General features: G+C 42.6%; 26 protein-coding genes and 1 tRNA gene. 18 read left to right on the top strand and 9 right to left on the bottom strand.

Annotated elements, in window-relative coordinates; genetic code table 11:
* Positions 1 to 397 precede the first annotated feature (397 nt).
* Positions 398 to 1,297, top strand: coding sequence for a sensor histidine kinase (locus DIU38_RS03935; RefSeq protein WP_112653567.1), 900 nt, complete (start codon positions 398 to 400; stop codon positions 1,295 to 1,297).
* 19 nt (positions 1,298 to 1,316) lie between these two features.
* Positions 1,317 to 3,254 carry a sigma-54 dependent transcriptional regulator gene (locus tag DIU38_RS34605; RefSeq protein ID WP_112653568.1) on the top strand — a complete coding sequence of 646 codons (1,938 nt, stop codon included), beginning with the start codon at positions 1,317 to 1,319 and terminating at the stop codon, positions 3,252 to 3,254.
* Between the two features lie 46 nt (positions 3,255 to 3,300).
* On the opposite strand, the gene DIU38_RS03925 is transcribed toward DIU38_RS34605, so the two are convergent.
* The 4 genes from DIU38_RS03925 to DIU38_RS03910 all read right to left on the bottom strand — a co-directional run bounded on the left by DIU38_RS03925 (position 3,301) and on the right by DIU38_RS03910 (position 5,998).
* The gene (locus tag DIU38_RS03925) at positions 3,301 to 3,693 is read right to left on the bottom strand and encodes a hypothetical protein (RefSeq protein ID WP_112653569.1); all 393 of its coding nucleotides are present in this window, start codon (positions 3,691 to 3,693) and stop codon (positions 3,301 to 3,303) included.
* Positions 3,694 to 3,852: 159 nt separating this feature from the next.
* Positions 3,853 to 4,431 carry a Crp/Fnr family transcriptional regulator gene (locus tag DIU38_RS03920; RefSeq protein WP_112653570.1) on the bottom strand — a complete coding sequence of 193 codons (579 nt, stop codon included), beginning with the start codon at positions 4,429 to 4,431 and terminating at the stop codon, positions 3,853 to 3,855.
* Positions 4,432 to 4,563: 132 nt separating this feature from the next.
* Positions 4,564 to 5,277, bottom strand: coding sequence for a pirin family protein (locus DIU38_RS03915; protein ID WP_112653571.1), 714 nt, complete (start codon positions 5,275 to 5,277; stop codon positions 4,564 to 4,566).
* A 73-nt stretch (positions 5,278 to 5,350) separates the two neighbouring features.
* Positions 5,351 to 5,998, bottom strand: coding sequence for a nitroreductase family protein (locus tag DIU38_RS03910; protein ID WP_112653572.1), 648 nt, complete (start codon positions 5,996 to 5,998; stop codon positions 5,351 to 5,353).
* A gap of 260 nt (positions 5,999 to 6,258) precedes the next feature.
* On the opposite strand from DIU38_RS03910, the gene DIU38_RS03905 reads away from it, so the two are divergent.
* From DIU38_RS03905 to DIU38_RS03880, 8 genes are all read left to right on the top strand, one after another.
* The gene (locus DIU38_RS03905) at positions 6,259 to 7,323 is read left to right on the top strand and encodes a SphA family protein (RefSeq protein WP_112653573.1); all 1,065 of its coding nucleotides are present in this window, start codon (positions 6,259 to 6,261) and stop codon (positions 7,321 to 7,323) included.
* 217 nt (positions 7,324 to 7,540) lie between these two features.
* Positions 7,541 to 8,020 carry an alpha/beta hydrolase gene (locus DIU38_RS34380; protein WP_262714278.1) on the top strand — a complete coding sequence of 160 codons (480 nt, stop codon included), beginning with the start codon at positions 7,541 to 7,543 and terminating at the stop codon, positions 8,018 to 8,020.
* The gene (locus DIU38_RS33745) at positions 7,971 to 8,621 is read left to right on the top strand and encodes an alpha/beta hydrolase (RefSeq protein WP_262714277.1); all 651 of its coding nucleotides are present in this window, start codon (positions 7,971 to 7,973) and stop codon (positions 8,619 to 8,621) included. The genes DIU38_RS34380 and DIU38_RS33745 overlap by 50 nt, the downstream gene beginning before the upstream one ends.
* A gap of 316 nt (positions 8,622 to 8,937) precedes the next feature.
* Entirely contained in the window at positions 8,938 to 9,795 is an 858-nt protein-coding gene (locus DIU38_RS03895) for an SDR family oxidoreductase (RefSeq protein WP_112653574.1), read from the top strand.
* 44 nt (positions 9,796 to 9,839) lie between these two features.
* Positions 9,840 to 10,844 (top strand): VOC family protein, encoded by a 1,005-nt coding sequence (locus DIU38_RS03890; RefSeq protein ID WP_167516075.1) that lies wholly within the window; start codon positions 9,840 to 9,842, stop codon positions 10,842 to 10,844.
* A 21-nt stretch (positions 10,845 to 10,865) separates the two neighbouring features.
* On the top strand, positions 10,866 to 11,459 hold the full coding sequence (locus DIU38_RS33410) for an alpha/beta fold hydrolase (RefSeq protein ID WP_208809219.1): 594 nt from the start codon (positions 10,866 to 10,868) through the stop codon (positions 11,457 to 11,459).
* A gap of 88 nt (positions 11,460 to 11,547) precedes the next feature.
* Positions 11,548 to 11,922, top strand: coding sequence for an alpha/beta fold hydrolase (locus tag DIU38_RS33405; RefSeq protein ID WP_208809218.1), 375 nt, complete (start codon positions 11,548 to 11,550; stop codon positions 11,920 to 11,922).
* A 270-nt stretch (positions 11,923 to 12,192) separates the two neighbouring features.
* Positions 12,193 to 13,104: an IS982 family transposase gene (locus DIU38_RS03880; protein WP_112653556.1), complete on the top strand. Its 912-nt coding sequence runs from the start codon at positions 12,193 to 12,195 to the stop codon at positions 13,102 to 13,104.
* 12 nt (positions 13,105 to 13,116) lie between these two features.
* On the opposite strand, the gene DIU38_RS03875 is transcribed toward DIU38_RS03880, so the two are convergent.
* Complete coding sequence (locus DIU38_RS03875) at positions 13,117 to 13,809, bottom strand: Crp/Fnr family transcriptional regulator (protein ID WP_243770825.1); 693 nt, start codon at positions 13,807 to 13,809, stop codon at positions 13,117 to 13,119.
* 349 nt (positions 13,810 to 14,158) lie between these two features.
* Between DIU38_RS03875 and DIU38_RS03870 the strand changes: the two genes are divergently transcribed.
* From DIU38_RS03870 to DIU38_RS03860, 3 genes are all read left to right on the top strand, one after another.
* Positions 14,159 to 14,611, top strand: a complete 453-nt coding sequence (locus DIU38_RS03870; RefSeq protein WP_146750445.1) for a hypothetical protein — start codon at positions 14,159 to 14,161, stop codon at positions 14,609 to 14,611.
* A 909-nt stretch (positions 14,612 to 15,520) separates the two neighbouring features.
* Entirely contained in the window at positions 15,521 to 16,348 is an 828-nt protein-coding gene (locus DIU38_RS03865; RefSeq protein ID WP_112656054.1) for an SDR family NAD(P)-dependent oxidoreductase, read from the top strand.
* 62 nt (positions 16,349 to 16,410) lie between these two features.
* Positions 16,411 to 17,328 (top strand): helix-turn-helix domain-containing protein, encoded by a 918-nt coding sequence (locus DIU38_RS03860; protein WP_112656064.1) that lies wholly within the window; start codon positions 16,411 to 16,413, stop codon positions 17,326 to 17,328.
* Between the two features lie 210 nt (positions 17,329 to 17,538).
* On the opposite strand, the gene DIU38_RS03855 is transcribed toward DIU38_RS03860, so the two are convergent.
* Positions 17,539 to 17,871 (bottom strand): hypothetical protein, encoded by a 333-nt coding sequence (locus tag DIU38_RS03855; RefSeq protein ID WP_146750444.1) that lies wholly within the window; start codon positions 17,869 to 17,871, stop codon positions 17,539 to 17,541.
* 263 nt (positions 17,872 to 18,134) lie between these two features.
* Between DIU38_RS03855 and DIU38_RS03850 the strand changes: the two genes are divergently transcribed.
* From DIU38_RS03850 to DIU38_RS03835, 3 genes are all read left to right on the top strand, one after another.
* Entirely contained in the window at positions 18,135 to 18,902 is a 768-nt protein-coding gene (locus tag DIU38_RS03850; protein ID WP_149354025.1) for a PAS domain-containing protein, read from the top strand.
* A gap of 80 nt (positions 18,903 to 18,982) precedes the next feature.
* Positions 18,983 to 19,963, top strand: a complete 981-nt coding sequence (locus DIU38_RS03840; protein ID WP_149354024.1) for a PAS domain-containing protein — start codon at positions 18,983 to 18,985, stop codon at positions 19,961 to 19,963.
* 736 nt (positions 19,964 to 20,699) lie between these two features.
* The gene (locus DIU38_RS03835; protein ID WP_112656062.1) at positions 20,700 to 22,091 is read left to right on the top strand and encodes a sensor histidine kinase; all 1,392 of its coding nucleotides are present in this window, start codon (positions 20,700 to 20,702) and stop codon (positions 22,089 to 22,091) included.
* 65 nt (positions 22,092 to 22,156) lie between these two features.
* On the opposite strand, the gene DIU38_RS03830 is transcribed toward DIU38_RS03835, so the two are convergent.
* Positions 22,157 to 22,230 (bottom strand) — tRNA-His (locus DIU38_RS03830).
* 180 nt (positions 22,231 to 22,410) lie between these two features.
* Here DIU38_RS03830 and DIU38_RS03825 point away from each other — a divergent pair.
* Positions 22,411 to 24,447 (top strand): heavy metal translocating P-type ATPase, encoded by a 2,037-nt coding sequence (locus DIU38_RS03825; protein ID WP_243770826.1) that lies wholly within the window; start codon positions 22,411 to 22,413, stop codon positions 24,445 to 24,447.
* A gap of 126 nt (positions 24,448 to 24,573) precedes the next feature.
* Positions 24,574 to 25,044, top strand: a complete 471-nt coding sequence (rnhA, locus tag DIU38_RS03820) for a ribonuclease HI (RefSeq protein WP_112656044.1) — start codon at positions 24,574 to 24,576, stop codon at positions 25,042 to 25,044.
* Between the two features lie 41 nt (positions 25,045 to 25,085).
* Here rnhA and DIU38_RS03815 read toward each other — a convergent pair whose 3' ends face one another.
* Positions 25,086 to 25,577 carry a metallophosphoesterase family protein gene (locus tag DIU38_RS03815; RefSeq protein ID WP_112656042.1) on the bottom strand — a complete coding sequence of 164 codons (492 nt, stop codon included), beginning with the start codon at positions 25,575 to 25,577 and terminating at the stop codon, positions 25,086 to 25,088.
* Between the two features lie 58 nt (positions 25,578 to 25,635).
* On the bottom strand, positions 25,636 to 26,295 hold the full coding sequence (locus tag DIU38_RS03810; protein WP_167516358.1) for a tRNA1(Val) (adenine(37)-N6)-methyltransferase: 660 nt from the start codon (positions 26,293 to 26,295) through the stop codon (positions 25,636 to 25,638).
* Positions 26,296 to 26,550 lie beyond the last annotated feature (255 nt).

Below are 26,550 nucleotides of genomic sequence, written 5' to 3'. Positions count from 1 at the left end.
TAAAAAGCAGGATTGATAAATGTCAAGGCAGTTATTTAGCGTAGGTCAACAGGTAGTTTTTAAATAGTCATGACCTTTGGTAATGGATACTTGAAACAATACACTCCTGCTAACAAGCCCTATACTGATCCAGAACCAGATCAATAAGGCACATTGCACTTAATGCCCCAACCAGGGCAAATTGCTTCAAACCCAATACGGTTATCGAAATATCGCAAGTTCTCGAAATATCGGGAATTTAAAGAGTTCAAAATCGTAAGCAATTGAAAAAGAACAACCTCTTAACGGGCATGCAGATTGCTGGTAAAGCATATTCTATGTTCAAAACATTTTTTGAACATAGAATATGCTTAGCTAAACCTAACAAAACCGTGCAGAGGAATAATCAAACAATAAAATGACGATACCAAATGCCAGGTTTGTTAAGGCAACCAATGCCAGCAAAGAATATATTACCAACAACATTTCAAGCTGTTTGGCAATAGGTGTTCTTCAAAGCAAATGGTTGATTGGAATTACAGTATTATTGCTGCTGATTGGAGGATGTGTGTTATTGCTGGAACGTATTAGTATAAGAAAAAACAAAGATGTGAAGGGGCAGCAGATCAAAACACTGGAGTTGAACATTGCCTTATTAAAAGGCGATATCAATAAACTTTCTACCGAAAAGGAATGGTTGGTTGCAGAAATGCACCATAGGGTAAAGAACAACTTGCAGGTATTAAGCAGCCTCATAAACAGCCAGCTTTCGTTTACGGATGATAAAACAGGCAGGGAGGTTTTGTTTTATAGTAAACACCGGTTATACGCCCTATCGCTGGTTCATCAAAAGCTATTTCAGCAGGCCACAGGGGCTGCTATCGAAATGTCATGCTGTATAAAAGAAGTGGTGGATTACCTTATTGATGAATTTGAATGTGCCGAAAGGATAACATTCGACCTCAATCTGGTACCGATTACGATAGATCCGGACACGGCGATACCTTTTGCGCTGATCATCAATGAACTGGCTACCAACTCATTGAAATACGCGTTTCCGAACGAAGCCGGGGGCAAAATAACAATTACGCTCCTGCACCTGCAAGTAGGCACTTATCGCCTGATGTTTGCCGATAATGGCATAGGTCTTCCCGAGGGGTTTGATTTCCTTTCGGCAAAATCGCTTGGAAAAACGTTGATCATGGGGCTTTCCAGGCAAATACGCGGCGCTGTAACCGTAAATACCGTAAGCGGGTTTGAGGTAATAATAGATTTTAAAACAAAAACTGATCAACAGGCGCATTTTGTGTTCTGCTAAGGAAAAGCTAATTTGAAGTATGATTGAAAAGCTACTGATTGTTGAAGATGAGTTCATCGTTGCCAATGACCTGACCAATATGATGGAGAATGCCGGCTACAACGTGTGCGGCACTGCGGACAGTGTGGAATCGGCGAAAGCAGCTATTGACAAATATCAGCCTACTTGGGTACTGCTTGATATATTTCTGCAGGACGATTCGATGGGGACGGAACTTGCCCCCTATCTGCAGGAAAAAGGCATTGGCTTTATTTATATTTCTGCCAATACCAATCAAAGTATCCTGGAGGCCGCTAAGGCCACGCAACCTTACGGTTTTTTGGTTAAACCTTTCAGGGAGAAAGACTTGCTGATCATGCTGGATATTGCAAGAAGCAAGCATGAAACCAGCTTGCAATTTACCGCACAGCGCGAACTGCTTTTGCAGCAACAGGTAAGGGCCTTAACAGATGAGCAAACAACATTGGAAAGTAAACTGAATAAAATTCCGGCTACATTTCAATCTCTGATCCCATTTGATTACCTCGCTTTCAGCTATACGCCGGCAAACAGTAACAAACCGGAATCCGGCGCTTTTTTTAGGGTTGGCTTTAACGAATACCAGGTACTGCCTGCACTCGAGGCCAAACAACTTATCCAGGTATTTTACTACCAGGGCAGTCAAACGCAGATCCGAAAAAGTGTAGACGCGAGTATACTTAATGGGGGCGCTTTCCATAGCTTTCAGGCAGGCCGTATCCCTGGCGGTGGACTGTTAGCGCCCTACAGGTTAAACTCATCCTTACAATTGCTGAACAAAACCAGCGAGGGCACACTGCAGCTGGCATTCTTCAACAGAAACGAAAATGGGTTTGACCATTCACATAAAACCCTTTTATGTAAGAATGAAAAGTTTGTCTTTCGCCTTTTTAACACTTTATCATTGGCGTATAACGGTGATTCAAAAACACTCAGACGGGCATCCCGTAATCAACCGGTTAAATCTGTACCTAAATTTGAGGGCATTTATGGCAACAGCGCCGCGCTGCTGCATGTGCTGGATAACGTAGAAATGGTTGCAGATACCCCGGTAACTGTTCTTATCCTTGGCGAGAGCGGTACGGGCAAGGAAAAAATTGCACATAATATCCATCTGCTATCTTCAAGGCAGGATGCTCCATTTATAACAGTCAACTGCGCGGCTATACCTGCCGACCTGATTGAATCTGAACTATTTGGTCATGAAAAAGGTGCCTTTACCGGTGCTATCGAAAAGCGTATCGGGAAATTTGAAGCAGCTAACGGGGGTACAATATTCCTGGATGAAATTGGCGAGTTGCCTTTAGAATCGCAGGTAAAACTGTTAAGGGTACTACAGGAAAGGCAGTTTGAACATATCGGGAGCAGCAAAACAATTAAAGTTGACGTGCGTATTGTCGCTGCCACCAACCGTAACCTTGAGAAAGAAGTTGGCGAAGGGCGGTTTCGTTTGGACCTGTTTTACAGACTTAATGTGTACCCGATCAATCTGCCTCCGCTGCGGGAGCGCAAGGAAGATATTCCTGTCCTCGCCCGGTATTTCCTCTCCAAAAGCGCCGAAGAAATGGGAAGATTGGAAGCGCCGGAGCTAAGCCCGGCTGCTTTAAAGCAATTATCGGTCTATAACTGGCCGGGCAACATCCGGGAGTTAAACCATTTGATGGAGCGGACATTGATCAAAACAAGAGGAAAGATTGTTGAAAGCATCGAAATGCCAGCTGTGACGCGAACGGATTCCATACCTGCAACCTCCACCGGCGATAACAGGAAAACACTTGAGCAGATTGAAGCTGAACACATCCTTTCAGTACTTAAAAGCTGCAATGGTAAGGTAACAGGTGTGGGCGGTGCCGCCGAAATTCTGGGCCTGCCACCAAGTACGCTCACGTCCAGAATGAAAAAACTTGGTATTAAAAAAGAACTGTACCACGACAGATAGATTGATAGCTGGTATGGGACTAAATCCATACCAGCCCAAAAACTTGTCAGGAGGCTGTGCGCAACTCCCGCTCCTCATATATCCCAAACAGGCTTTGCCCGGTTATACGAATATGGCAAAAGCGAAAAGATCCCTGGTCACAATCCATAACAGCAACTACTTCCGCCCCAGATCTTGTCAATTCTACAAGCGCCTCATCCAAATTGCTGACCCTATAACTGACCACAACATCTGAATCTGCAAACAAATAGGCCGGAAAGTCGGCACCGGGACCATATAACTCCATTATTGTGCCGTCTACCAATACATACACAGTCAACCCAGGCGCGGCGAGAATCTTCTTTGAACCGATCACATTTTCAGCAAGCATTTCGTAAGCTTTACTGGTAGTGCCATTCAACCGGATCGCTATTTTTCTTAATCCTTCTATCTTTTTCATAACAAGTTTGCCAGCTCTCAAAAGCGAAAAACCGACATCCAAAAATGCTGATGCTGCTGCCGTTTTTAATTGATATCAAATAAGAAATGGCATTGATATTTATCAATGCCATTTCAAGTAAAATGCCTTCCGAAAATTCAAATACCTGCAAAACCTACGCTATTTCTTTGCCGTTTGGTTCCGGATCCGGCTTAAAGTTTCGGGCGTTATGCCCAGGTAAGAAGCAATCATTCCCTGCGGTACACGTATTACCAGGTGAGGGAACTTCTCCAGGAATTTAAGATATTTTTCTTCTGCGGATAAACTGATAAATGTCTGTATACGGTTTTGGGCCACGATAAAACTCTTCTGCAAAATGCCATTTACCATATCGTTAAATGCAGGGATCTGGGCACAAAGCATCTCAAAGTTCGGCTTTGTGATCAGGACAATTTCCGAATCTTCCAGCGCGTCAATATTGAATATCGACGGCTCGCCCGAAGCCAGGCTTTCCCGGTCTCCCGTCCACCAGTTTTCTACCGCGAAGTTGATAATATGCTCATTCCCCTTATCGTCGAGCGTGTAGGTACGCACGCAGCCTTTTGTCACGAAGGCATTAAATTTCCATACATCGCCCTCCTGCAATAAATACTGTCGCTTCCTTACTCTCTTCACTTGGCAAACCGCAATAATTTTATCCAGGTCCTCCTCCGAAACCTTGCTTTTTTCGCGGATATATTTTTTAAATACTTCAATCACTCTGTTCGCTGTTAAGTAAAATCAATTTCAAATATAAGCAATAGGCGTCTCCACCGCATAATTACATTTTCTGATTTTAAACAAAGAACAAATCACACTCGCCATTAACTTAAAACAGCCAACTCCCTAATTTCAGTACGCTAATTTTACCGGAATTTCAATTACCATGATCCTGGAGTTTTCAGTAAACCTCATTAAAATGCTCTCCAAGCCAGTAACAGTAATTGCGTCACGTTTTTGCAGTGTATGCCCAGCTATCCAGGCCTCGCCGCTAATCAAAAAGAAATATACACCATCGCCCTGGTGTTTGATGTTGTAAGCAGCACTTGCGCCAGCTTCAAAATCCCCTAAATGTATCCAGGCCCTTTGATAAATCCAAAGTCCCTCATCATCGGGATGAGGTGAAACCACTTGCCGGAGTTGATTTTGCGTGGGAGAAATGGATACTTGCTGATACCTTGGGTTAACATCCCTTTGCTCCGGGTGGATCCATATTTGAAGGAAGTTGACCTCTTCGTTACTATGATTAAATTCGCTGTGTGTTATACCGGCACCTGCGCTCATTACCTGTATATCTCCGGCGCCGATAGTTGACTCCCTCCCGGTGCTGTCTTTATGGGTTATTGATCCCTTTAACGGAATAGAAATGATCTCCATATTTTTATGTCGATGCTGCCCAAATCCGGTATTAGGCTTTACAAAATCATCATTCAATATCAGCAAGGGGCCAAATGGTACCCTTCCGGGTTCATAGAATGCGCCGAAGCTAAAGGAATGGAACCCGTTAAGCCAGCCAATGTTTTTATTACCCCTTGTGGATGCCGGCAAAAAATTGATAATTTCCATATTTCTTTCAAATCACATTAAAAAGATGCCGGTAATAATAGCCTTACAATTGGCTGTTATTATCGGCCATCATTTACTTATAAAGTTTTATTAACTCATGTATTGGTTTACGAACCTTCGGCAATTTGAAATTCCAATCATTCGCCTCGTCACGGTAACCAATCGCCATCAGCATTGAGCTGCGAAGGCCTTTAGATTTCAGATCAAGAAATCTATCCAATTCCTGCGCGTTAAAACCTTCCATCGGCGTAGCATCCACCCGCTCCAATGCCGCAGCAACTACAGCGATACCCAAGGCTATATGGGCCTGCTTAGCGGCGTGATGAAAATTCTCCTCACTGCTAAATTTTGAAAAATAGTTTAATGCGAACTGGCGCTGACGATCTGAAGTGGTAGACACCGTTTCACGTTGCTGGTTCAAATAATCGAACACGCCGTTAATACGTTCAGGCGTGTAATCGTCCCACGGGGCAAAAACAAGCAGGTGAGATGATTCTACCACCTGCATTTGATTAGCAGCTATCGGCAATATTTGTTTTTTTAACTCGGCGTTAGTGATCACCAGTATTTCATAAGGCTGCAGGCCAATGCCCGAAGGTGCCAGTCTGGCGGCTTCAAGGATCCGACCCATTACATCTTGCGGAACAACTGCACCGGTCATTCTTTTTGCAGCATAGCGCCAGTTAAGCGCACTGTTGATATCTAATTTTTCTGTTGTCATGATCTAAAAGTTTTGCTGTAAAGGTCACGAGCTACAGGCGGCTGCCCATTGATATAAAATAAAAAAGGCCATTGACTTTTATCAATCAGCAATCGAAAATATCCCGCTAAATCATAATAACAAGCATGCCCGGCAGTGCAGTTTAAACAGTCATAGCATAAGAGCTGTCAAGATACACAAGGAAAGTTCTTGATAAATGTCAATAAGCTTTCTTGTTTTTTATCAATGTGCATTTTGGGGAGGCGACAGAGATTTGCACTATGAAAAACGAAATCAGTACAAACGTACCCGAAGAAAATAAAAAAACCGATGAACCGGTAAAAGCCACTACCGATCCTGAAGTAAAAGTTACCGCCCCCTTAGAAAAGAAACAAAAGAACAATAAAGCACGGACCAGACGCCCATTATTATTGTTAGCATTTTGTCTATCGGCTATCGTTAAGACATACGCACAAGATCCGGCACTCCCTCCTACCAATCTTGGCCTTGCAAATGTTTACGATGGTGTGGCCGGTAAACCGGGTTTCATTTACCAGGGCTACGCCCAGTATTTCCAGGCCCATCAATTAAATGATGGTTTCGGCAGAAATACGCATTCAGATTTAAAGGTTAACTCGCTTTTGCAAATGAACCAGTTGATCTATCTTTCACCGGTACGCTTGATGGGCGGCAACATTGGCTTTACTGTAATAGTACCTTTTGTGCAGATCTCGGCATCAAACCTAAGTAGCCAGGCCCCTACAGTTAATCCCGGTGTTTTAGCCGATATTGTGCAGGGAACAGCCGTTCAATGGTCGGACAAGAAACTATTTGGCAAGCCGTTTTCGCACCGCGTAGAATTTGACATTAATGTGCCGGTTGGCAGTTATGACAACAGGTATAATATCAATCCGTCACCGCATTTGTGGGCTTATGGCATTTACCATGCCTTTACGCTTATGTTGAGCGATCAGATCAGTGTAAGTTCCAGGAATCAGTTTAATTACAATAGCCACTTTATTGGGCAAAAAAGTAAAGCCGGGACGTATTACAATGGTAATTACTCCATCGATTATTCAATTTTAAAAAGCCTGAAGATAGAAGCAGCCGCTTATTATTTAACGCAATTCAATCAGGATAGTTATGATGGCAACAGCCATTACTACCATGATAAATATGGTGTTGACAATACCAAAGAGCGTGTGTTTGGATATGGCCCGGGACTGGCTTATTTCGCACGGAACGGTGTTTTGCTTGAGGCCAAAGTGTTTTTTGAAACAGCAGCGAAAAACCGTTTTGAAGGGACCCGGCCAACGCTTCGGCTCGCTATTCCGCTATCAAAATAACCCGGATGGCTTAGGCACCGGCAATGTGATTTCTCAGTACCCAATAAAAATTAATATAATAACAAGAAGCCTCTATATGAGGCTTTTTTTGTTAGCCCATACTTCGTGAACATGTACAAAAGCAACCATTGACAAAAGTCAATGCCTTTTCTTAACCCAGGTCAAGCGGCATTTCTGAGCCATAGGACATTTTTGCACCATAGAAAAACACATAATCATGAAAACAAAAATGACCCTCAAAGCAGCATTGCTGTTAGGCACTTTAGCAATAGGAACAGAATTAAAGGCGCAATCGACCGATCCGGCATCTGACCCGCAGATCGAATCAAACACTAAAGCTTTTTTAAACGTACTTAATTCGGGCGGTGGAAAACCTATCGAAACTTTGTCGCCGAAAGATGCCCGCGCGGTGTTATCCGGGGCGCAAAGTTCTGTAAGGGTCGATCTTTCAGGTATCACCATAGCAGAAAAAACAATTACCGAAGACGGGCAGTCCATCAGCATTAATATTGTTAAACCGGCAAAGGCAAAGGGAACGCTTCCGGTATTCATGTTTTTCCACGGCGGCGGCTGGGTATTGGGTGATTTTGATGTTCATAAACGCATGGTTCGTGATCTTGTTGTTGAATCGGGCGCGGCTGCAGTTTTTGTTAATTATACCCCCATCGCCGGAAGCCCACTATCCCGTAGCTGTTAACCAGGGATATGCCGCTACCAAATGGGTTGCAGAACATGGTAAAGAAATCGGAGTCGACGGAAATAACCTTGCGGTTGTGGGTAACAGCGTAGGTGGTAACATGGCCGCGGTTGTAGCTTTGATGGCAAAAGATAAAAATGGCCCAAAAATCAAGCTCCAGGTGCTTTACTGGCCGGTAACCGACGCCAATTTTGAAACAGAATCTTACAATAAATATGCGACCGGCAGATTTCTTTCAAAAAGTATGATGCAGTGGTTTTGGGATAACTATACATCAGACCCTGAAAAACGCAAAGAAATTTATGCGTCGCCATTGCAAGCTACTGTTGATCAGATTAAAGGTTTGCCGCCTGCAATCGTTTTGACTGCCGAAAATGACGTTTTGAGGGATGAAGGCGAAGCCTATGCCCGCAAACTCGACCAGGCAGGTGTTCGCGTAAGCGCGGTGCGCTATAACGGCATGATCCATGACTGGGGTATGCTAAACGCCTTAGCCTATATTCCCGGCACCAGGAGCGCAATAACAGAGGGCGCAGCCGAACTCAAAAAAGCATTTCAAGCTAAAGTAGCGACAGCCGTATCGCTAACTTCAAGTAAGTAACATCCTAATTCCTTATTACCCGCTGATCAATAATCAGCTTGGACGCCCGGTCTGCTCATGCGTTCCGGGCATTTTTTTGTAGCAGATAAACGCGTCCTGTTTCAATTTATCGAAGCTGGAGGTTGGCGCATTTGAGCATTTTAGATTTCTTTCAAAGTGTTTTTTCGAAAAAGACCATCTGTCAAACAATTAACTTTCAATCACATACAAGAAAACGCATTGATAAATGTCAACGCGTTTTTTTATTTCATATCAATGTGCAGGGAAGCCCATTGTATGACCTTTGAAATATCAAAAACAACAAAAACTTAAGAAAATGTCACAGATAGTATTCATCACAGGAACAAGCTCAGGCTTCGGAAAATTAACTACAGAAACCCTTTCAAAAGCTGGCTTCACAGTTATAGCCGGAATGCGTGATATCGGTGGAAAAAATGCCGAAGTTGCCAACCAATTGTCGCAGCTACCCAATGTAGATGTGGTTGAGATCGACATTACCAAAGACGAATCGGTTACAAACGCCTTTGCAAATATGATTGCAAAATACGGCCGGATTGATATATTGGTAAACAACGCAGCCGTTGCCGGCTTTGGTTTACTGGAGGCCTATAGTTTAGACAGGATCCGCCAAATGTTTGAAGTAAACTTTTATGGTGTTATCCGCACTTACCAGGCTGTGTTACCAACAATGAGGGCCGCCGGTAAAGGTTTGATCATCAATATTACTTCCGGAGCAAGCGGCCATACCATGCCATTTATGATCCCATACCTTGCTTCAAAATTTGGTGTTGAAAGTATTACCGAAGGCTTACAGGACGAGCTGGCAGAATTTGGTATTGAGAATGTAAGCATTCAACCGGGCGTATACCCAACAGAGATGAATACCGGCCAGAAACAAGGTGTCAATTCAGACAAAGCAGCTATTACCGAGTCTTATGGCGATGCAGCCACTCAAAAATTCAATGCCATCGGCACAGCCCTTTTTGGTAAAATGCAGCAATTCAATATGGATCCGCAGGTTATTGCCAATGGTATCCTGGAACTCATTCAAATGCCGGCCGGTACACGCCCACTCCGTAAACCACTTGATGCCATTGCTCAGGGTACCGATATCGAATTTATTGAAACCAGGGCCGCTATTAAAGCTAAATGGATGAAAAAATATTCAGCATAATAAATTTTAATTAAGAAATGATAGTTAATCATCATCATAAAGAAATGAAAAATCAACAATACAACAAGTTGGCATCCGGAGCGAAGTCAACACTATTAACCCTTATCCTCGTTACTTTTTTATCAATTGGTAAGTCAAATGCACAGGCCCCCGGTATTGTCGGCGTTGACCACGTTGGGATCAACGTGCCTGATATTGACGAAGCCGTTAAATATTTTCATGACATGTTCGGTTTCACGCCGGTAACACAACTGGGACCGTTCTCGATGCCAGCAGAATGGAAAAAGACTTTCCACATACATGAAAATGCCGACCAGGTTGAACTTAAAATGTTACGCGCCGGCGACGGATCAAACATCGAGTTATTTGCTTATAAACCCAACAGCGGTAGTAAGGAACAGCCGTATCGCGATGATATCAGTGCTACTCACTTCGCATTATACACAAGCGACCTGAAGGCAACCAAAGCATACCTGGAGTCCAAAGGTGTCAAGTTTCTTTCCGACATCCAATCAGGCGGCGGTGACACCGAAGGTGAAACCTGGGTATACTTTGAAACTCCATGGGGAGCTACCATCGAGCTGAACAGCTATCCTCATGGCAAGGGTTACGAAAAACATAACCCGGCTGTTAAGCTTTGGACTGCTTCATCCAATATCGAGCTAAGCCCCGCCACTTATTCTAAAACGGCACTTAAAAGAATTGCTGACCTGCAAATTCAAATTTGGGATAATACCGACAAGCAAAGCCGATCTGCACAGTTGAAAGAGCTATACACGGATGACATTGTTCTCTTTGACGAAGCGGCTGAGATCAAGGGCCTTAAAGACCTGAACACCCGGATCACACAATTGCAGCATCAGAATCCAGGTTTCAAGTTCAGTATGATCAGGATTGATAACAGTGCCAATGTGGTACGCTATTATTGGAACTATGGTCCGAAATCCAACCCGAAACTTATTTCAGGTATGGACCTGATGATCATGGAAAATGGAAAAGCCAGGTCTCTGAACGTGTTCCTGGACAAATTACCTGCAGCTAAAAAATAACAACCATCAAATTTTTGAGCCATGAAAATATTTCAAATCAATTTCCAAACGGCTTCCAAATACAATTCGCAAATAAAGCAAAGTGGGGCTCCTCAAAGGAGCGCCGCTTTATTGATTGTTGTTGTTGCCATATTTATCGGAGTAATTTCTCACAATTACGTATTTGCCCAATCGATTAATAAAGAGGCGCTTTCAGACAATGCATTGGTTAAGAAACTCCCTGGTTTCAAAAGCGAATTTTCCGAGGTGAATGGCGTGAAAATTCATTACGTTGAAGGCGGTACGGGGAAAATACTCGTTTTATTGCCTGGTTGGCCGCAAAACTGGTGGGAATACAGCAAAGTGATGCCGGAACTTTCGAAGAAATACCATCTGATAGTAGTTGATTACCGAGGCATGGGTTCATCTGATAAGCCAGCCAACGGATATGACAAGAAAACTATCGCCTCAGATATATATGGGCTGCTGCAAAAATTAGGTTACAAGAAGGCTTTTATTGCAGGGCATGATATTGGCGCACAGGTGGCCTTCAGTATTGCCGCGAACTACCCAGACCTGACTGAAAAACTTATTATCATGGACGTACCACACCCGACGAATCCTTTGCTGCTGTGACTATGTTGCCGGCGCTGGGAACACCGACGGACAAACTTGACCCTGCCAGGCCGTTCCTTTGGTGGTTTGCATTTAACCAGATGCGGGCATGCCGGAAGATTTGCTGGAAGGTAGGTTTGCATTAGCTCAAAAGTATATCTTTCATTATCTTTTGAAAGATGACCGGTCGATCAATGCATTTGACCGCGCTGTTTATGCCAATGTTTACAATAACAGGGACGCGATCAGAGCAGGCAACGGATGGTACCAGGCATTTGCGCAGGATATTGCCGATTATAAAACCTATAGCAAATTAACCATGCCTGTGCTGGGAATCGGCGGTCCGGGTTATAATTGGCTAAAATATTCTCTGCCTGAAAAAACTTTAAATTTAAAAGTTGAAAAGGTGGAAGACAGCGGGCATTTTATAGTCGAGGAGCAACCCTCGGTTGTCATCCAGGACATCATCGAGTTTTTAGACTAACTGTTGAAAAGCCCGCTAATTGAAACCAGCGGGCTTTTTACCATCTGAACACCTCTTTTCCGAGAATCGATCTTGATCATAAATGGTCTTGTACGGGACAGAAAGTGAACCTGCCAAATTACCTGAAACAGGAGGACTTTAATTAAATAACGTGAGTTCGGGATAACGAAAAGAAGATTATGGAAAAGATTTAGATATATAATAAATTGAATATCAATAAGTAAGCATATTTTATTATATTTAAGTGTCGAATCTAAATGATAACAATCTATGCTTACTTCTGATAAAATTATTGAAATTTTCGTTAAAGTGGATGACTTCTGCAAAGAATGTGAAGAACAAATCGCTAAACACAAGCTTGATGCAGGGAATTACAAGGTCAGAGATAGAAAAGCATCACTTGCGGACAGCGAGATCATTACTATCGTAATCGCTTTTCACAGTGGGCACTTCACCAACCTCAAGCATTTCTATATAACGCATATCTGCTCGCACTATAAAGATTTCTTTCCCGGGCTGGTGTCATATAATCGTTTTGTTGAATTGCAGCAACGGGTAGCTGTTCCGATGATGTTATTCCTGAAAACGCACTGCCTTGGACGTTCCAGGGGCATCAATTTTATAGATTCCACGCATATCAAAGTATGTCATAACCGGCGCATTCATAACCATAAAGTCTTTGCAGCGACAGCAGAAAGGGGGCAATGTTCCATAGGTTGGTTCTACGGGTTTAAACTACACCTCATCATTAATGATAAAGGGGAAATACTGTCTTTTTATCTTACCAAAGGCAATGTAGATGACCGCAATGTCAAATTGATGACTTCAATGACAGAAGAAATATTCGGGAAACTGTTTGGTGACAAGGGCTATATATCTAAAGCGCTGGCCGATCTGCTTTGGGGAAATGGTATCCAGATGATTACTAAGCCGCGCAAAAACATGAAGGACTTCAATATTTCACAAGCCGATAAGATCATGCTCAGAAAAAGAGCGATCATCGAATGTGTCTATGATGAATTAAAGAATATCTGCAAACTTCAGCATACCCGACACCGCTCCGTCAACAACTTCTTAATGAACATAATGGGGTCCCTTTGCGCTTACCACTTCTTCCCTAAAAAACCTTCCTTAAATATTGTTTTCGAGGAACAAGACAATCAATTGCTTTTAGCTGCTTAAACCGAACTCACGTTAAATATGATGCTTTCTGATCCGGCTTAATGTTTCCGGTTTAACGCCCAGGTAGCAAGCGAGCATGTTTTGTGAAAAACGCATGGAGTACTGTGGCTGTGTTTTGAGCAGATCATAATACCGCTCTTCCGCAGTCATGCTAAGCGCGGCGTTGACCCTTTTTTGATTATAGATCAGCTGTTGTTTTTGATACTCAGAAAACATCCGGGCGAAAGCAGGTACCGACGCTATCAATAGTTCAATTTGCGACCGGTTGAGTATCAACAGTTCTGTATCTTCCATAACTTCGATATGATATCCGGAGCATTCATTTTGGTTGAAGCTTGCCTGATCGGTTATCCACGTGTTTTCCAATCCGAAGGCGACAATTGACTCCTGTCCGCGTTCATTAATTGAAAACATCCGGGTCGATCCCTTAATGATAAAACCGATGTATTTGCAAATATCGCCCTCCTGCAGAAAGTACTGGCGCTTTCGTAGTTTTTTAAGTTTTACAGATTCCACGATCAGTGTTTTTTGCTGATTGTTGAGCGACATGCCCGATATTGCTGTAATATACTTAAACAGCTCCCAATGAGCCGGCCCTGTTAGTGTCCGTACAGTGGGCTCGCCTCGCATACGGTATTCAACATTTTGCACAAAGAGAGAGCTTACTTCCGAGTTATTCTTGCCTACAATATTGTTAGTGTTCATACGATGTCTGTTTTGTTGTACACGCTATGCCAAAAAACAACCAAATATCTACAAGCCTAATAATCAGTAATTTAATATTTAACAATCAAAATTCTATCGAAATATCGAAGATTCCCGAAAGCATAAACACCAAAATACCGGCAACAAGAAACGGTGAAGCATTGACAAATATCAACAGAACTTTTTAGTATAGATTAATTGGTAAATGACAGAGCCTTAATATTTTGCCACTTCAGATCCCAGGTAGCCATTTACCATAACACTGTGGGCAAAACGTGAATAACGAAGCATTTACTCCATATTGCTGAGAATGCACCAAATACTTTTTAATGATAAAAGACAAGTGAATATGAAACCAAACAAAGCCCTTGCCATCGCTGGATTTACAGCAATCACCTTAAATACAATAATGCTTAAGCTTGCTAAAATTTTCAACATTAAAGCGGAAAGCGGCGGCTTATTGAAGTTAACACTGAAAATACTGCCGAGTTTCCTTACCAATGCAACTTTTATTAAAACAGACTGGTTTTGGCTCCTGTTCCATTTTGGAACCGGAGCGGTCATGGTTATCATCTATGCCGCGTTCTTTAACAAGTTGGCGCTCTCTACATTCTTTAAGGGTTTATTATTTTCGCTATTTCCCTGGGTTGTTAATGGCGTGGTTGTCTTACCCACATTAAACCAGGGAATATTTGGCTTAAAAGCACTACCCCTATCGGGTGTTTTTTACTTTTTTCTTGCCAATATCCTGTTTGGTTTTACGTTAAGCCAATTTTATGAAATGTTAAGAAGGTCAAGCTGATTTATCAGGCTCTATATTCTATAACTTCTGAAAACCATTTTAAAAAACGGATAAAGTGCGTTTAAATTCCCTAATGGGCTCAAACAAGAGATCAAAAGATCATGTCTTTTATAATTATAATATATTCTGTTAACGTGATAATCGCTGTGTAAGATTTACAAAGGTCAACTCAGAACCACTTTTCGACCTGGTCAACAAATCACAATTTTATATTTCTTACACAATAGCGTACACTTAAAGTTCCTCTACTAAATTCGAAACGGTCTTATTTTTATATGACATTATCTTTTTATACTTTAGCATAAAATAAGTAGCATAGTAAGGTCAATTAGTGGCCATTTGGTGAGCATCCAGTGAGCTGTGTCAAAAACCAAAATACTGGCATTGATAGTGAGCTCGTTATGTGATTTTTCACATTCCCTCCGGGACCACTTTTTTTAGAACTTATATAATAATACTTTATAAGTAACTTAAGACCGGGTCAGGTTCTTGAATAAAAGCATCCCATTCAAATTCACATAAAAGCATTTAATTAACCTGTTTGAATTAAATAATAACAGAGCTTGCTTAATGACGCAATTTTTTGTCATTGCCTCCGGAACCTATCAGTTGTTAGGCATTACAGAACTAGCTTCGGCAAGCTTGTTCATCATTCGACGCACCGCCTTCTTGGGTCTATTGCTTCTGGCTTCCTACCGGTGGGGCGCTGTGCACCTGCAGCATGGGCAAAATATACTTTTCCACGCAGCGATTAAAGCCCTGATCTGTCCAGGCGCTTTTTTGGAGATATCTCTGGATGTGTCCCGGATTACCTGAAAAAATACAGAGATCAGCATACAAAGAACCGTAATTAGGCTACAAAGTAAAAGGCTTGTTCCCTGAACTTTGCTTCATCAAATAAAATATAGTATGACACAGCAAACGAATAAAATATGGTTCGTCACTGGCGCTTCGCGCGGTCTGGGACGTATATGGACAGAAGCGGCATTGGAGCGCGGAGATCAGGTGGCCGCGACGGCCCGAGAACTGAGCAGCATCGCTGCATTGAAAGAACAATATGAAGATCGGGTATTAACACTGGAACTTGACGTGACCAACCCTGCTCAGGTCAAAGAAGTCGTAAATAAAGCGCATGAGCATTTTGGCCGGTTAGACATCGTGTTGAATAACGCGGGGTACCCACTGATCGGGACGATCGAGGACGGCAGTGCCGGCGATATCCGCGCCCTGTACGAAACCAACGTAATAGGCCCTGTTAGTGTGATCCAGGCGGCTTTGCCGCTGCTGCGTGGACAAGGTTACGGACATATCCTGGGTACTTCCAGTAACCTGGGCCATTTGGCCATGCCGATCCTGGGCTATTACTGCTCGTCCAAATGGGCGTTTGAAGCTATCCATGAAAGCCTGGCCCTGGAAGTGGCGCAGTTCGGTATCAAAGTCACCATCATTGAACCGGGCGCATATGCAACCGAATTTGGTAGCGATCAGATCCCGAAGGTTTTCGAAGGAAATCCGGTCTACCACGGCTTTAAAGCGAAATTCATGGAGGGTATAAAAGGCATGGAGAGAGGCAACCCGGCCGCTACCCCGCAGGCACTGTTCAAAGTGGTGGGCTCCGAAAACCCGCCGCTGCGTTTTAACCTCGGTAGCCATAACCTGAACGGCCTGAAAGCTGCCTATGCGGAGCGTATTGCCACCTGGGAAGCCTGGGATGAAGTTTCGCGCTCGGCGCAATGAAATTACAAAATACGGACACCAGCCACTGCAAATTACGGCTTGGTGTCCTTAACTTAGCTATGATGAAAAAGGATGAGAACCCGCCATTGAAACTTGAGTCGCTGACCGAGGCGCACCGGATGTTCGGCTTACCGCAGCCTAAACACCCGCTGATCAGCCTGATTAACGGTGCACACACGGTATTGGAAGGCAAATTACCCACCCGGCATGTGTTGGCCTATTACAAGATCGCTTACAAGCCCAGATTGGGCGGTAAGTTGAAATATGGCCAGGGCTATTATGATTTTGATAACGGCGGTTTGTTATTCGCCGCACCGGGGCAGATCATCGGCGGTAACGACCTGGAGGGGGCGGTATGCTCAGAGTACACTCTCATCATCCACCCGGATTTCTTTTTGGGGTACCCACTGGCCAAAAAGATCAAGCAATATGGCTTCTTTTCCTACAGCACCAACGAAACACTGCATCTCTCGGAAGAAGAAAAAAACACGGTCCTGGCTATCTTTAGCTTTATGGAAAAGGAACTCGAAGGCCGGATCGACGACTTCAGCCAGGAGGTGATGATCTCCCAGATTGAACTGCTGCTCAGTTATGCCAACCGTTTTTATAAGCGGCAGTTCCTGACGCGCAAAGCGGCCAACACCGACATCCTGCAACGGTTGGAGGAAACGCTGGATACGTATTTCAATGATGAACTGACGTTGAGCCACGGAATCCCTACCGTTGCCTACCTGGCCGAAAAACTGAACCTTTCGCCTAACTACCTGAGTGACATGCTACGATCACTGACCGGGCAAAGCGCCCAACAGCACATTCATGATCATCTCATTGAAAAAGCGAAGGAAAAATTATCTACCACAAGCCTGTCGGTCAACGAGGTGGCTTATGCTTTAGGTTTTGAGCATTCACAGTCGTTCAGTAAGCTATTTAAGACCAGGACGAATCTTTCGCCGCTGGAATTCAGGAAATCTTTTAATTAGCAACTTGCCTGTTATCCGCTGTCATTTTAATAATTACACATTTGGCAGATAATAGTTGCCCCCTTTTTTACAGCTACCAGAATTGCCGGTTGTTCCGCAACTTGAACTAACGAGACTGCAGTAGCCAGAAACTTCAGATTTGCACAGAAACGCCCTTTTTCAAATTACCTGCTCCCAAATATTCTTTGCCATCCTTAAGGACGACAACTTTTAAATTGGCAACCTCCTTATTAATGGGATAACTGCCCTCCTGGGCAACCACACGCAGCGTAATTTCGTGGCCGCTTTTTGCTGCCTTGAATTTGATTTTGCTGTACTGCTTTTTCTTAAATCCCAACCTTCGTCCTTATCCCAGTAAAGTTCGCCCGTAGCGTTGTCTTTTGCATCTGGATTAATATATAGCGTTAAAGTCTTCAACGATTTCTCACCTGTATTTTGGATAACTGGAGAAACTGTTTTGATTGCCCCCTCTTCACCAATTTTATTTAAAGTTTTGACTGATAAATAAAGGCGGTCAAAATCAAATTGGCCTGCAGGGGTCAATCTGTTATGGTTTATCCAGCCATTTGATAAGTCAAAATATCTTGGCACATGATATGAGATCGCACGCGATATTATTGTTCGGAAATTAACATCTTATGTCGGATTAATTATCTGACTTTAACATGCATTTACTGCAATTAATTAAACTTAGTTGTATTGCGCTCGAACCAATTTTTAAACGAAAATAAAATTCATTCTTTTGTTACTTTTTAAACTCTCATAACTTACATTTATTTGTATTTACAGGTGTTAGGACCAAGATTATGTCAAAGAGAAATGATGCTTCTTTACAAAAAATTACCGCTGCTGGTGGGAGTTACGTAGAAAAAACCAAGGGACAGGTAAAAACCAAGAAACACGACTTGCAATACCGTGTGCTGTTTGACAAAAGCCCGTTACCAATGCTCATATATGAGTTATCTAGTTATAGAATACTTGATGTAAATGAGATGGCTGTCTTACATTACGGATATAGCAAGGCCGAATTTTTAAACATGACTATACATGATTACAGGCCTCAAAAAGATGTTGAAGAGGTTAATAAGATACTTAATGGCCTTATTGATAAAAATCGGGCATACCAATTTGGGGTATATGAGCATTTAAAAAAAAACAACACGACTATTAACGTTGAAGTTTCGGGTTACGCAATCACTTATGACGACAAAGAATGCATGATGGTTGTATTTAACGATATTACCGAAAAGGAAATTAGTTTGAAGAAGATAAAAGATAACGAACAAAAGCTATTGGATAGCCAACAGCAGTTATCGCTTATATATAACAATGTTAAAGATGTAATTTTTGTGATTAGCATTGAAGCGGACGGGAAGTTTAAATTCCTATCTGTAAACCAAGCCTTTACCGACATAACAGGAATTCAGGAAAGTGATGTTATAGGAAAATACATTGACTATATAATTCCCGAACCATCTTTAACCCTGGCGGTGTCTAAATATAAACAGGCGATAAGTAGTAAAGAAAAATTACCTGGACAGAAACAACACCATACCCTACAGGCACAAAAATAGGGGAAGTAACAGTTACACCAATTTTTGACCAATACAATAATTGTGTGCAACTGGTAGGGTCGGTACACGATATTACCGAATTGAAAAAAGAAGAACGACAGCTGAGATTGTTGGAATCTGTGATTACTAATACCAACGATTCGGTAATTATAATGGAGGCTGAGCCATTTGATGAGCAGGGACCACGTATCATATATGTTAATAATGCATTTACTAAAATGACGGGATATACTGCTGCCGAGGTTCTGGGTAAATCGCCAAGAATTCTGCAGGGGCCGAACAGTGATCGGGCCGAGTTGGCACGACTTAATGAGGCAATCCGTAATTGGCTATCCTGTGAGATCACAATTATCAATTATAAAAAGAGTGGCGAGCAATTTTGGATAAACACTTCTATTACACCCATAGCAAATGAAAAGGGTACGTTTACTCATTGGATTGCGATTGAGCGGGATGTTACAGAGCAAAAATTAGCAGAGCAAAAATTAAACAGTTCTTACAAGGAAAGAAATGAAATACTGGAAAGCATTGGCGATGGCTTTTTTGCGATGGACAAAAATTGGGTAGTAAACTATTGGAATAAAAGGGCCGAAGTTATTCTGGAAAAACCTCGTGAAGAAGTTATTGGGCGAGACCTAAGAGATATTTACCCCGATATACCGGGACGTGCTACTTACGAGCACTACAAAAAAGCGTTTAAAGAAAAAACTGTACAATCGTTTGAAACATTAAGCCCTGCCGTGAATAGGTGGTTTGACGTGATGGTTTACCCATCCGAAAACGGATTGTCGGTGTATTTTAAGGACATTACCGAAAGGTTGCTTCATTCCAAAGCTATAGAGCAACAAAATGAAAAATTAAGGACAGTTGCCTGGATGCAATCGCACTTAACCCGGCCTCATGTTGCAAATTTATTGGGCTTAATGAATGTTTTGAAAAACGAGGAATTAACAGAGGCTGAAAAGGGGGAGGTGTTAAATCATTTGTTAACTGCAGTTAGTAAGTTAGATGCAATAATATTAGAAATCGTTGAAAATGCTGAGGAAATAAAATACAAATAACAATTCTGAAATGAAAGTCTGCAAAGGTGAATAACTTTAAACGGCAAAAATTTTATATAACCGTTTTGATAATCAGCAGTTTTACCGCTAACAAGTTCATCTACAGGTCGCCGGAACAAAGCGATTAATGGTTTATTTTGATCGGGCTAAAATTATAAAAAACTTGTAAATAATTGACTTACAGAAATTTCTCTCTAATTCAATAATACTTAGCGGTGGGATTGAGTCGTTCTTGGCTGTGCCGGTGATATAACTATAGGCGCCTTGCCTGACGAATAATTTGATGATGGCTAAAGCCATCTCTCTGTTGCGCCGGTTGTTTGTGCAGTTTTTTTGCTTTCGCCAGTTTTTCCAATGGGGCAAATTCATTTTTGCTCAATTAGCGAGGCGGAGAGCGTAGCATTTAAAATATTTCAAACACGCCTAACCCTTTATCCGTTTAGCAGCCGGGCTCCGGTAGAGGATCTTAAAGCGACGATCCAGTAATGTTACGCCGAGGTCACTCCCGTCAAAAATTTTCGAAAAGGCAGCTTCCAGTATCTGATTTACTTATCGATGAAGTGGCCGTACACGGCCGGGTTATTAATTAGGTAATGAAAAGCAATGATATGTCATTATCCGACAAACAATATCAGAAAAAATAAAAACACCCCAGGGGCCTGAATCTCACATAAACAACTTTTTAAAATAAATGGCGTATAGAAGTATATTCTTGCGCTCCAAGTACCTGTTCATCATGCAAAACCCTAAATTAAACTACTTCTTTGTTCGGTACTGCCGACGTATTCCTCACTTGTGGAACTCATTAATTGGCGATTCCTCAAATTTCTCGCTTGAATCACGTATATTTCATTCAATCAGCCTAAGCCTGATGGTTTTGGCCGCCTGTTATATTCCATACAATCTTGTCGCGGGTCTGAAAGTAGCAGCTGTATCATGCCTGTTGATTGGCACCGTTTTCCTGCATCAATTCTATTTCTCCAGATTCAGGAACAAACCGCATAGTAATGTCATATTCGGAATAACTGGACTTTTCATATTTTCAGTAAACTATTTTTCCAACGCCGGCATCAGCGGTTCCACAGACCTCATCTGGCCGTCTTACTTGTTACTCGTGTTTGCCATCTCGCCATACGGGCAGTACCTTGCCTGGCTCTCAACATATGTCATCGTTTTTATATTGATCCACTTGGCCGAATACCTCGATCCTTCCCTGGTGAGCCATCCTTTCGTGCAGGGCAAGGGCCAGGTCCTCGACCGGATCACGGCGTTTCCTATTCCTGTGCTGGCGATTTATATTATAATCAAATTTATCAGGAAAAATTATGATAAAGAAAGAAGCGAGGTATCGGAAAAAACGAAGTCCATCGAATTAAGAAACGAGCAAATATTGGAACAGAAAGAACAGCTTGAAAAAAGCAACGCAGAAAAGAGCAAACTTATGTCGATCATTTCACATGACCTACGAGCGCCCCTAGTCAATATCCAAAATTATCTGGAACTATTAAGCGAGGATCAATTGGACAGCCAGGATAGGGAAATGCTGGAAAACAGTTTAAAAGACGCCACCCGTGATACGATCAACATGTTGTCTAACCTGTTAAACTGGTCAAGGACGCAAATGACAGGCCCCGTTGTTCACCTCACCGCGCTTAACTTGCTGGGTACCCTCCTGCCAACACTGGAAATGGAACGTTCATTGGCTGCAGTAAAAAAGATAGATCTTAGATGGGACATTGCATCCGGGCTTACCGCGACCGGCGACAAAGACATGCTTGAGCTGGTGATCCGCAACCTGATCAGCAATGCGATCAAATTTACCCGACCGAACGGTCACATTTTAATCCGTGGAAGCATATCCGGTGCTGATTGTAAGCTAGAAGTAAACGACAATGGAGTTGGTATACCATCGGACAAGAGAGCAGATCTTTTCTCTCCGGTTACCGAACCCGCTTACGGTACAGAAAACGAACGGGGTATTGGTCTCGGCTTGGTGCTTTGTAAAGATTTCATGGAACGCCAGGGCGGCAGGCTTAATTATGAAAGCACTGTCGGAACAGGTTCCAGCTTTTTTATTTTTCTCCCCCTGTCTGAACAGGTGCCCAACCTGCCGGACCGTGCCAGGTAATGATGAGTCATGATATGGGCGTAAAAAAGGCCCATTTACTAATGTAAATGAGCCTTATAAAAGCGGGTAAGCAATGGGGCTCGAACCCACGACCCCCAGAACCACAATCTGGTGCTCTAACCAACTGAGCTATGCCTACCGTTTTGTTTTCGAGTGTGCAAAAATAGAAATCTCCCGGTTAATTGCAAACTCTTTTTTAAAATTACATTAAGCTTACCCGTTTAATTTAGAATGATTATGCTTAATAAGTATTTTTGTAACTATGGCTGAGCAATTGATAGAACTAAATGTGACCGGCATGCATTGTAATAATTGCGCAATGTCCGTCCATAAATTCCTCGAAAAAAAAGGTTTACACAATATCCTGGTTGATTTTGCCGGCGAAGAGGTAAAATTTTCAACCAACGATGAAACCCGGCTACCTGAAATAAAAAAAGGGATAGAAAGTTTAGGTTTTAAAGTTGTCGAGGATCTCAGCACCCATTCCGTACCGTTTTACGAGCGGGTAGAAAACAAATTTATCTTCTGCGCCATCTTTACAGCACCACTTTTGCTGCACATGATATTACCCTGGCATTTTCTGCATCAGCCCATAATTCAATTGTTGTTATGCCTTCCGGTTTTTATAGTTGGATGTTTACACTTTGGCAGAAGCGCCATTAGTTCAATAAAGGGAGGTATCCCTAATATGGATGTGCTCATTTTTGTGGGCTCAACATCGGCATTTATATATAGCCTTATCGGCACAATACAAAACCTCGGCCCTCAATACCAGTTTTACGAAACTTGCGCCACCATTATAACACTGGTACTGCTGGGCAATGTGTTTGAAAAACGTTCGGTAAGCCAAACTACTTCTGCAGTAAAAGATCTGATCAAGTTTCAGCAAGTAAATGCTAACCGGATAATAAACGGCAGCGTTGAGGTAATCAATGCCAAAGAAGTGCGTCCGGGTGATACACTGCTGATTAAGCAGGGCGATAAAATACCTGTTGACGGTGAAATCCTTTCAGGCGAAGGTTCGGTTGATGAAGCTATGCTTACCGGCGAAAGCATCCCTGTTGAAAAACAAAAATATGATAAGGTTATTGGCGGCACTATATTAATTAACGGCAATTTCCACATGCTGGCAACCCGTGTTGGGTCAAATACCATCCTCGCCCAAATTATCGACCTGATGAAGAAAGCCCAGGCGGCTAAACCACCTGTTCAAAAACTCGGTGATAAGGTTGCAGCTGTATTTGTCCCTGCGGTAATACTGATAGCATTGACCACCTTTATGCTCACTTACTTTGTTGGCGGTTCGGGTTTACAACATGCTATCATGAATGCTATTGCTGTGCTGGTTATATCTTGTCCATGTGCCATGGGTTTAGCCACGCCCACTGCTGTTATGGTTGGTTTAGGCCGGGCGGCTAAGAACGGCATCCTGGTAAAAGGCGGAGATACGATTGAAGCCGTTACTAATACCAGATATGTAGTTTTTGATAAAACAGGCACACTTACAACCGGCAAGTTTACCGTTAATGAGATCAGGATTGAGAATGGTGCGGATATACAACACATCAGGGGCATGATCACTGCTATTGAGGAACGATCTAATCATCCGATAGCCAAATCGCTTGTAAACGGTTTAAAAGAATTACCACAGCAAAAGCTCATTTTAAAATCGGTTAAAGAAGAAAAAGGCTTGGGTATGCGTGCAGAAGATATCCACGGCAATAATTACTTTTTGGGTACAGCGAAAACCAACCACCAGGCCAGTTTCAACATTGTGCTGTATAAAAACCAGGTACTGATGGCGCAAATTGCTGTCGATGATCAGGTAAAACCTGAAGCCGCCACGCTTATAACTCAACTTAAACAAATGGGTATTATCCCGGTACTGTTGAGCGGTGATAAAAAAGACCGTTGCCTTAGCATAGCTCATCAATTAGGTATCACAGAGGTTCATGGCGAAAAACTTCCCGAAGAAAAACTGAAGGTGATTGACATTTATAAACAAAAAGGTAAAACCATTATGATAGGTGACGGCATTAACGATGCTCCTGCCCTAACCCATGCAGATGTTGGCATATCTATGAATGACGCCAGTCAGGTGGCAATTCAGTCGGCCAGTGTGGTACTATTAAATACCGACCTGCAGTCGGTGATTAAGTTTTTGCAGATCAGCAGGCATACGCTCCTTACCATAAAACAAAACCTTTTCTGGGCTTTTGCCTATAATATCATAGCTATCCCAGTGGCGGCAATGGGTTTCCTTAATCCTATGGTTGGCGCACTCACCATGGCGTTTTCAGACGTGGTAGTGATTGGGAACTCATTGAGACTGAAGATAAAAAAAGTTGATAGATAATAGATCATTGTTCATGGCAGCTTTTTAGCCCTATCAGTTTAATGAATAGGGTAAAGTTTACTATTTTTGAACCTTACAATGGTTTCTGGCTATGATCTATGAACCATCAACTATGAACTAATTTAAATGATCGAGATTTTTACAGACGGGGCTTCAAGCGGAAATCCGGGACCGGGTGGATATGGTGTGATCTTGCGCTCTGGACAACATTACAAAGAGCTTTCGGAAGGGTTTCGCAAAACCACCAATAACCGAATGGAGCTACTTGCGGTGATCAAAGGCCTGGAAGCGCTGAAAGCGCCCAATCAAAATGTAATGATCTTTTCCGACTCTAAATATGTTATTGACGCTATCGAAAAACGCTGGGTTAATGGCTGGGTAGCCAAGGGCTTTGTGGGCAAAAAAAACAAAGATCTGTGGATGCGCTATTTGGAGATCAGCAAGCTTCATAAAATTAAATTCACCTGGGTGCGCGGGCATAACGGGCACCCCGAAAATGAGCGTTGCGACCAATTAGCCGTGGCAGCAGGCAAGCGTCCTCCCCTGCTCATTGATTCAGTTTTTGAAGCGGAGAATGCAAGGGCAGGGATGGTTTAGCTTTGCGGGAGACGCAATTATGCGTCTCTACATCAAAACTTTCACCCCGCCAGTTCAATTATCTGCAGATCCTGGATCTTGTCACCATCAATATTAAATCTCAACAACGTACGCACCTTATGCCAGCCCTGCTTGCCTGCCGCGCCGGGGTTCATATGCAAACAATTGATCTTTTTATCAAACATCACTTTTAATATGTGCGAATGACCCGTGATGAACAACTTTGGCGGATTACTATAAATTTCAGCCTTGATATTTTGGCTGTACCTGCCGGGATAACCGCCAATATGGGTCATCCAAACATCTACATCTTCGCATTTAAAACGTAAATGTTCGGGGTAAACAATTCGTACATCTTTATCGTCGATATTGCCATATACACCTTTTAAGGGCTTGAAAGCGGCAAGCTTGTCGGCAAGTTCAATAGTACCGAAATCACCCGCATGCCAGATCTCGTCGCAGTTTTCAAAATGTTTAAAAACGGCATCGTCGAGGTAGCTATGAGTATCAGAAATTAGGCCTATGCGGGTCATGGGGTAAAGTTAGAATTTAATTAGAAGCAAGAGTCAAGAATTAAGATTCGAGACGGTACTAAAATATCGTCAGGAAATCTTTTAGCACTTCCCGGTATGTTTCCGTATATACTTTTGGCTCGCTGTAGATTACAAATTTATCAGTTTGAGTCTGCGTGTTGTTTTTTCCGAAAGCAAGAATTTCCCGGTGCGCTGTAACATCCTTAAAGGAGTGAATGCTAATTGTTTTTTGCAGATAAAGTCCGCTTTGTAAGGCGAGGTTTTTCACCAGTGCCGAAGTATCTACAGGCAGTATCAGCCAGCAAATTCCTACCTCTGTAAGGTGCGCTGCAATTGCTGACATCAGGCTTTCAAAAAAACCATCAGCAGCATGCTTGGCTAAATTAGTTCTAACTCCCGGTGATTGAAGAGAATTAATATAAAACGGCGGATTTGATACAATGAGATCATATCTCTTTTCAGGATGATCTTCAAAAAATTGTTTAAACCCTTTTGCATAAAGTGCTAACCTGTTTGCAAATGGTGAATTGCTGAAATTGTTTTTTGCTGTAGCAGCGGCCTGCTCATCAATTTCAACTGCGTCTATTTTAGCATCCGTAAAGCGTTGCGCCAGCATCAGAGCTATTACGCCTGTTCCGGTACCTATATCCAGTATGTTCAACGGTTCTGCATCGCCGGCCATAGCGCCGAGCAATACTCCATCGGTATTGATTTTCATAGCACAACCGGTTTGATCAACGCTGAACTTTTTGAAACGGAACATGAGGGCGAAGTTATCTATTGGTTGGGAATAAACTGCATTTCTGCTAAATAACTTACATCGTCGCCCTTTTGGCCGGGCGAGGGACTTTACTTTACCTTAGATGCAAAGTAACCAAACATCAAGGCAAAAAAATGCTTCAACCCACAGGCCATACTCCCTGGCCCGCTTTTTTGCCGGGCCTTTACCCGCTTTTGATTTGGGAATCGTAAG

It is taken from the genome of Mucilaginibacter metallidurans (assembly GCF_003286435.2).
Classification (GTDB): domain Bacteria; phylum Bacteroidota; class Bacteroidia; order Sphingobacteriales; family Sphingobacteriaceae; genus Mucilaginibacter; species Mucilaginibacter gossypii.
Note: the sequence above shows the minus strand (reverse complement) of the source record. Positions and strands in the feature narration are given on the sequence as shown.

Excerpts from the sequence above, each read along its gene's own strand:
- DIU38_RS03935 (WP_112653567.1), top strand. The coding sequence starts at position 398 with ATGACGATACCAAATGCCAGGTTTGTTAAGGCAACCAATGCCAGCAAA.
- DIU38_RS34605 (WP_112653568.1), top strand. The coding sequence starts at position 1,317 with ATGATTGAAAAGCTACTGATTGTTGAAGATGAGTTCATCGTTGCCAAT.
- DIU38_RS03925 (WP_112653569.1), bottom strand. The coding sequence starts at position 3,693 with ATGAAAAAGATAGAAGGATTAAGAAAAATAGCGATCCGGTTGAATGGC.
- DIU38_RS03915 (WP_112653571.1), bottom strand. The coding sequence starts at position 5,277 with ATGGAAATTATCAATTTTTTGCCGGCATCCACAAGGGGTAATAAAAAC.
- DIU38_RS03910 (WP_112653572.1), bottom strand. The coding sequence starts at position 5,998 with ATGACAACAGAAAAATTAGATATCAACAGTGCGCTTAACTGGCGCTAT.
- DIU38_RS03905 (WP_112653573.1), top strand. The coding sequence starts at position 6,259 with ATGAAAAACGAAATCAGTACAAACGTACCCGAAGAAAATAAAAAAACC.
- DIU38_RS34380 (WP_262714278.1), top strand. The coding sequence starts at position 7,541 with ATGAAAACAAAAATGACCCTCAAAGCAGCATTGCTGTTAGGCACTTTA.
- DIU38_RS03895 (WP_112653574.1), top strand. The coding sequence starts at position 8,938 with ATGTCACAGATAGTATTCATCACAGGAACAAGCTCAGGCTTCGGAAAA.
- DIU38_RS03890 (WP_167516075.1), top strand. The coding sequence starts at position 9,840 with ATGAAAAATCAACAATACAACAAGTTGGCATCCGGAGCGAAGTCAACA.
- DIU38_RS33410 (WP_208809219.1), top strand. The coding sequence starts at position 10,866 with ATGAAAATATTTCAAATCAATTTCCAAACGGCTTCCAAATACAATTCG.
- DIU38_RS33405 (WP_208809218.1), top strand. The coding sequence starts at position 11,548 with ATGCCGGAAGATTTGCTGGAAGGTAGGTTTGCATTAGCTCAAAAGTAT.
- DIU38_RS03880 (WP_112653556.1), top strand. The coding sequence starts at position 12,193 with ATGCTTACTTCTGATAAAATTATTGAAATTTTCGTTAAAGTGGATGAC.
- DIU38_RS03875 (WP_243770825.1), bottom strand. The coding sequence starts at position 13,809 with ATGAACACTAACAATATTGTAGGCAAGAATAACTCGGAAGTAAGCTCT.
- DIU38_RS03870 (WP_146750445.1), top strand. The coding sequence starts at position 14,159 with ATGAAACCAAACAAAGCCCTTGCCATCGCTGGATTTACAGCAATCACC.
- DIU38_RS03865 (WP_112656054.1), top strand. The coding sequence starts at position 15,521 with ATGACACAGCAAACGAATAAAATATGGTTCGTCACTGGCGCTTCGCGC.
- DIU38_RS03860 (WP_112656064.1), top strand. The coding sequence starts at position 16,411 with ATGAAAAAGGATGAGAACCCGCCATTGAAACTTGAGTCGCTGACCGAG.
- DIU38_RS03850 (WP_149354025.1), top strand. The coding sequence starts at position 18,135 with ATGTCAAAGAGAAATGATGCTTCTTTACAAAAAATTACCGCTGCTGGT.
- DIU38_RS03835 (WP_112656062.1), top strand. The coding sequence starts at position 20,700 with ATGCAAAACCCTAAATTAAACTACTTCTTTGTTCGGTACTGCCGACGT.
- DIU38_RS03825 (WP_243770826.1), top strand. The coding sequence starts at position 22,411 with ATGTCCGTCCATAAATTCCTCGAAAAAAAAGGTTTACACAATATCCTG.
- rnhA (WP_112656044.1), top strand. The coding sequence starts at position 24,574 with ATGATCGAGATTTTTACAGACGGGGCTTCAAGCGGAAATCCGGGACCG.
- DIU38_RS03815 (WP_112656042.1), bottom strand. The coding sequence starts at position 25,577 with ATGACCCGCATAGGCCTAATTTCTGATACTCATAGCTACCTCGACGAT.
- DIU38_RS03810 (WP_167516358.1), bottom strand. The coding sequence starts at position 26,295 with ATGAAAATCAATACCGATGGAGTATTGCTCGGCGCTATGGCCGGCGAT.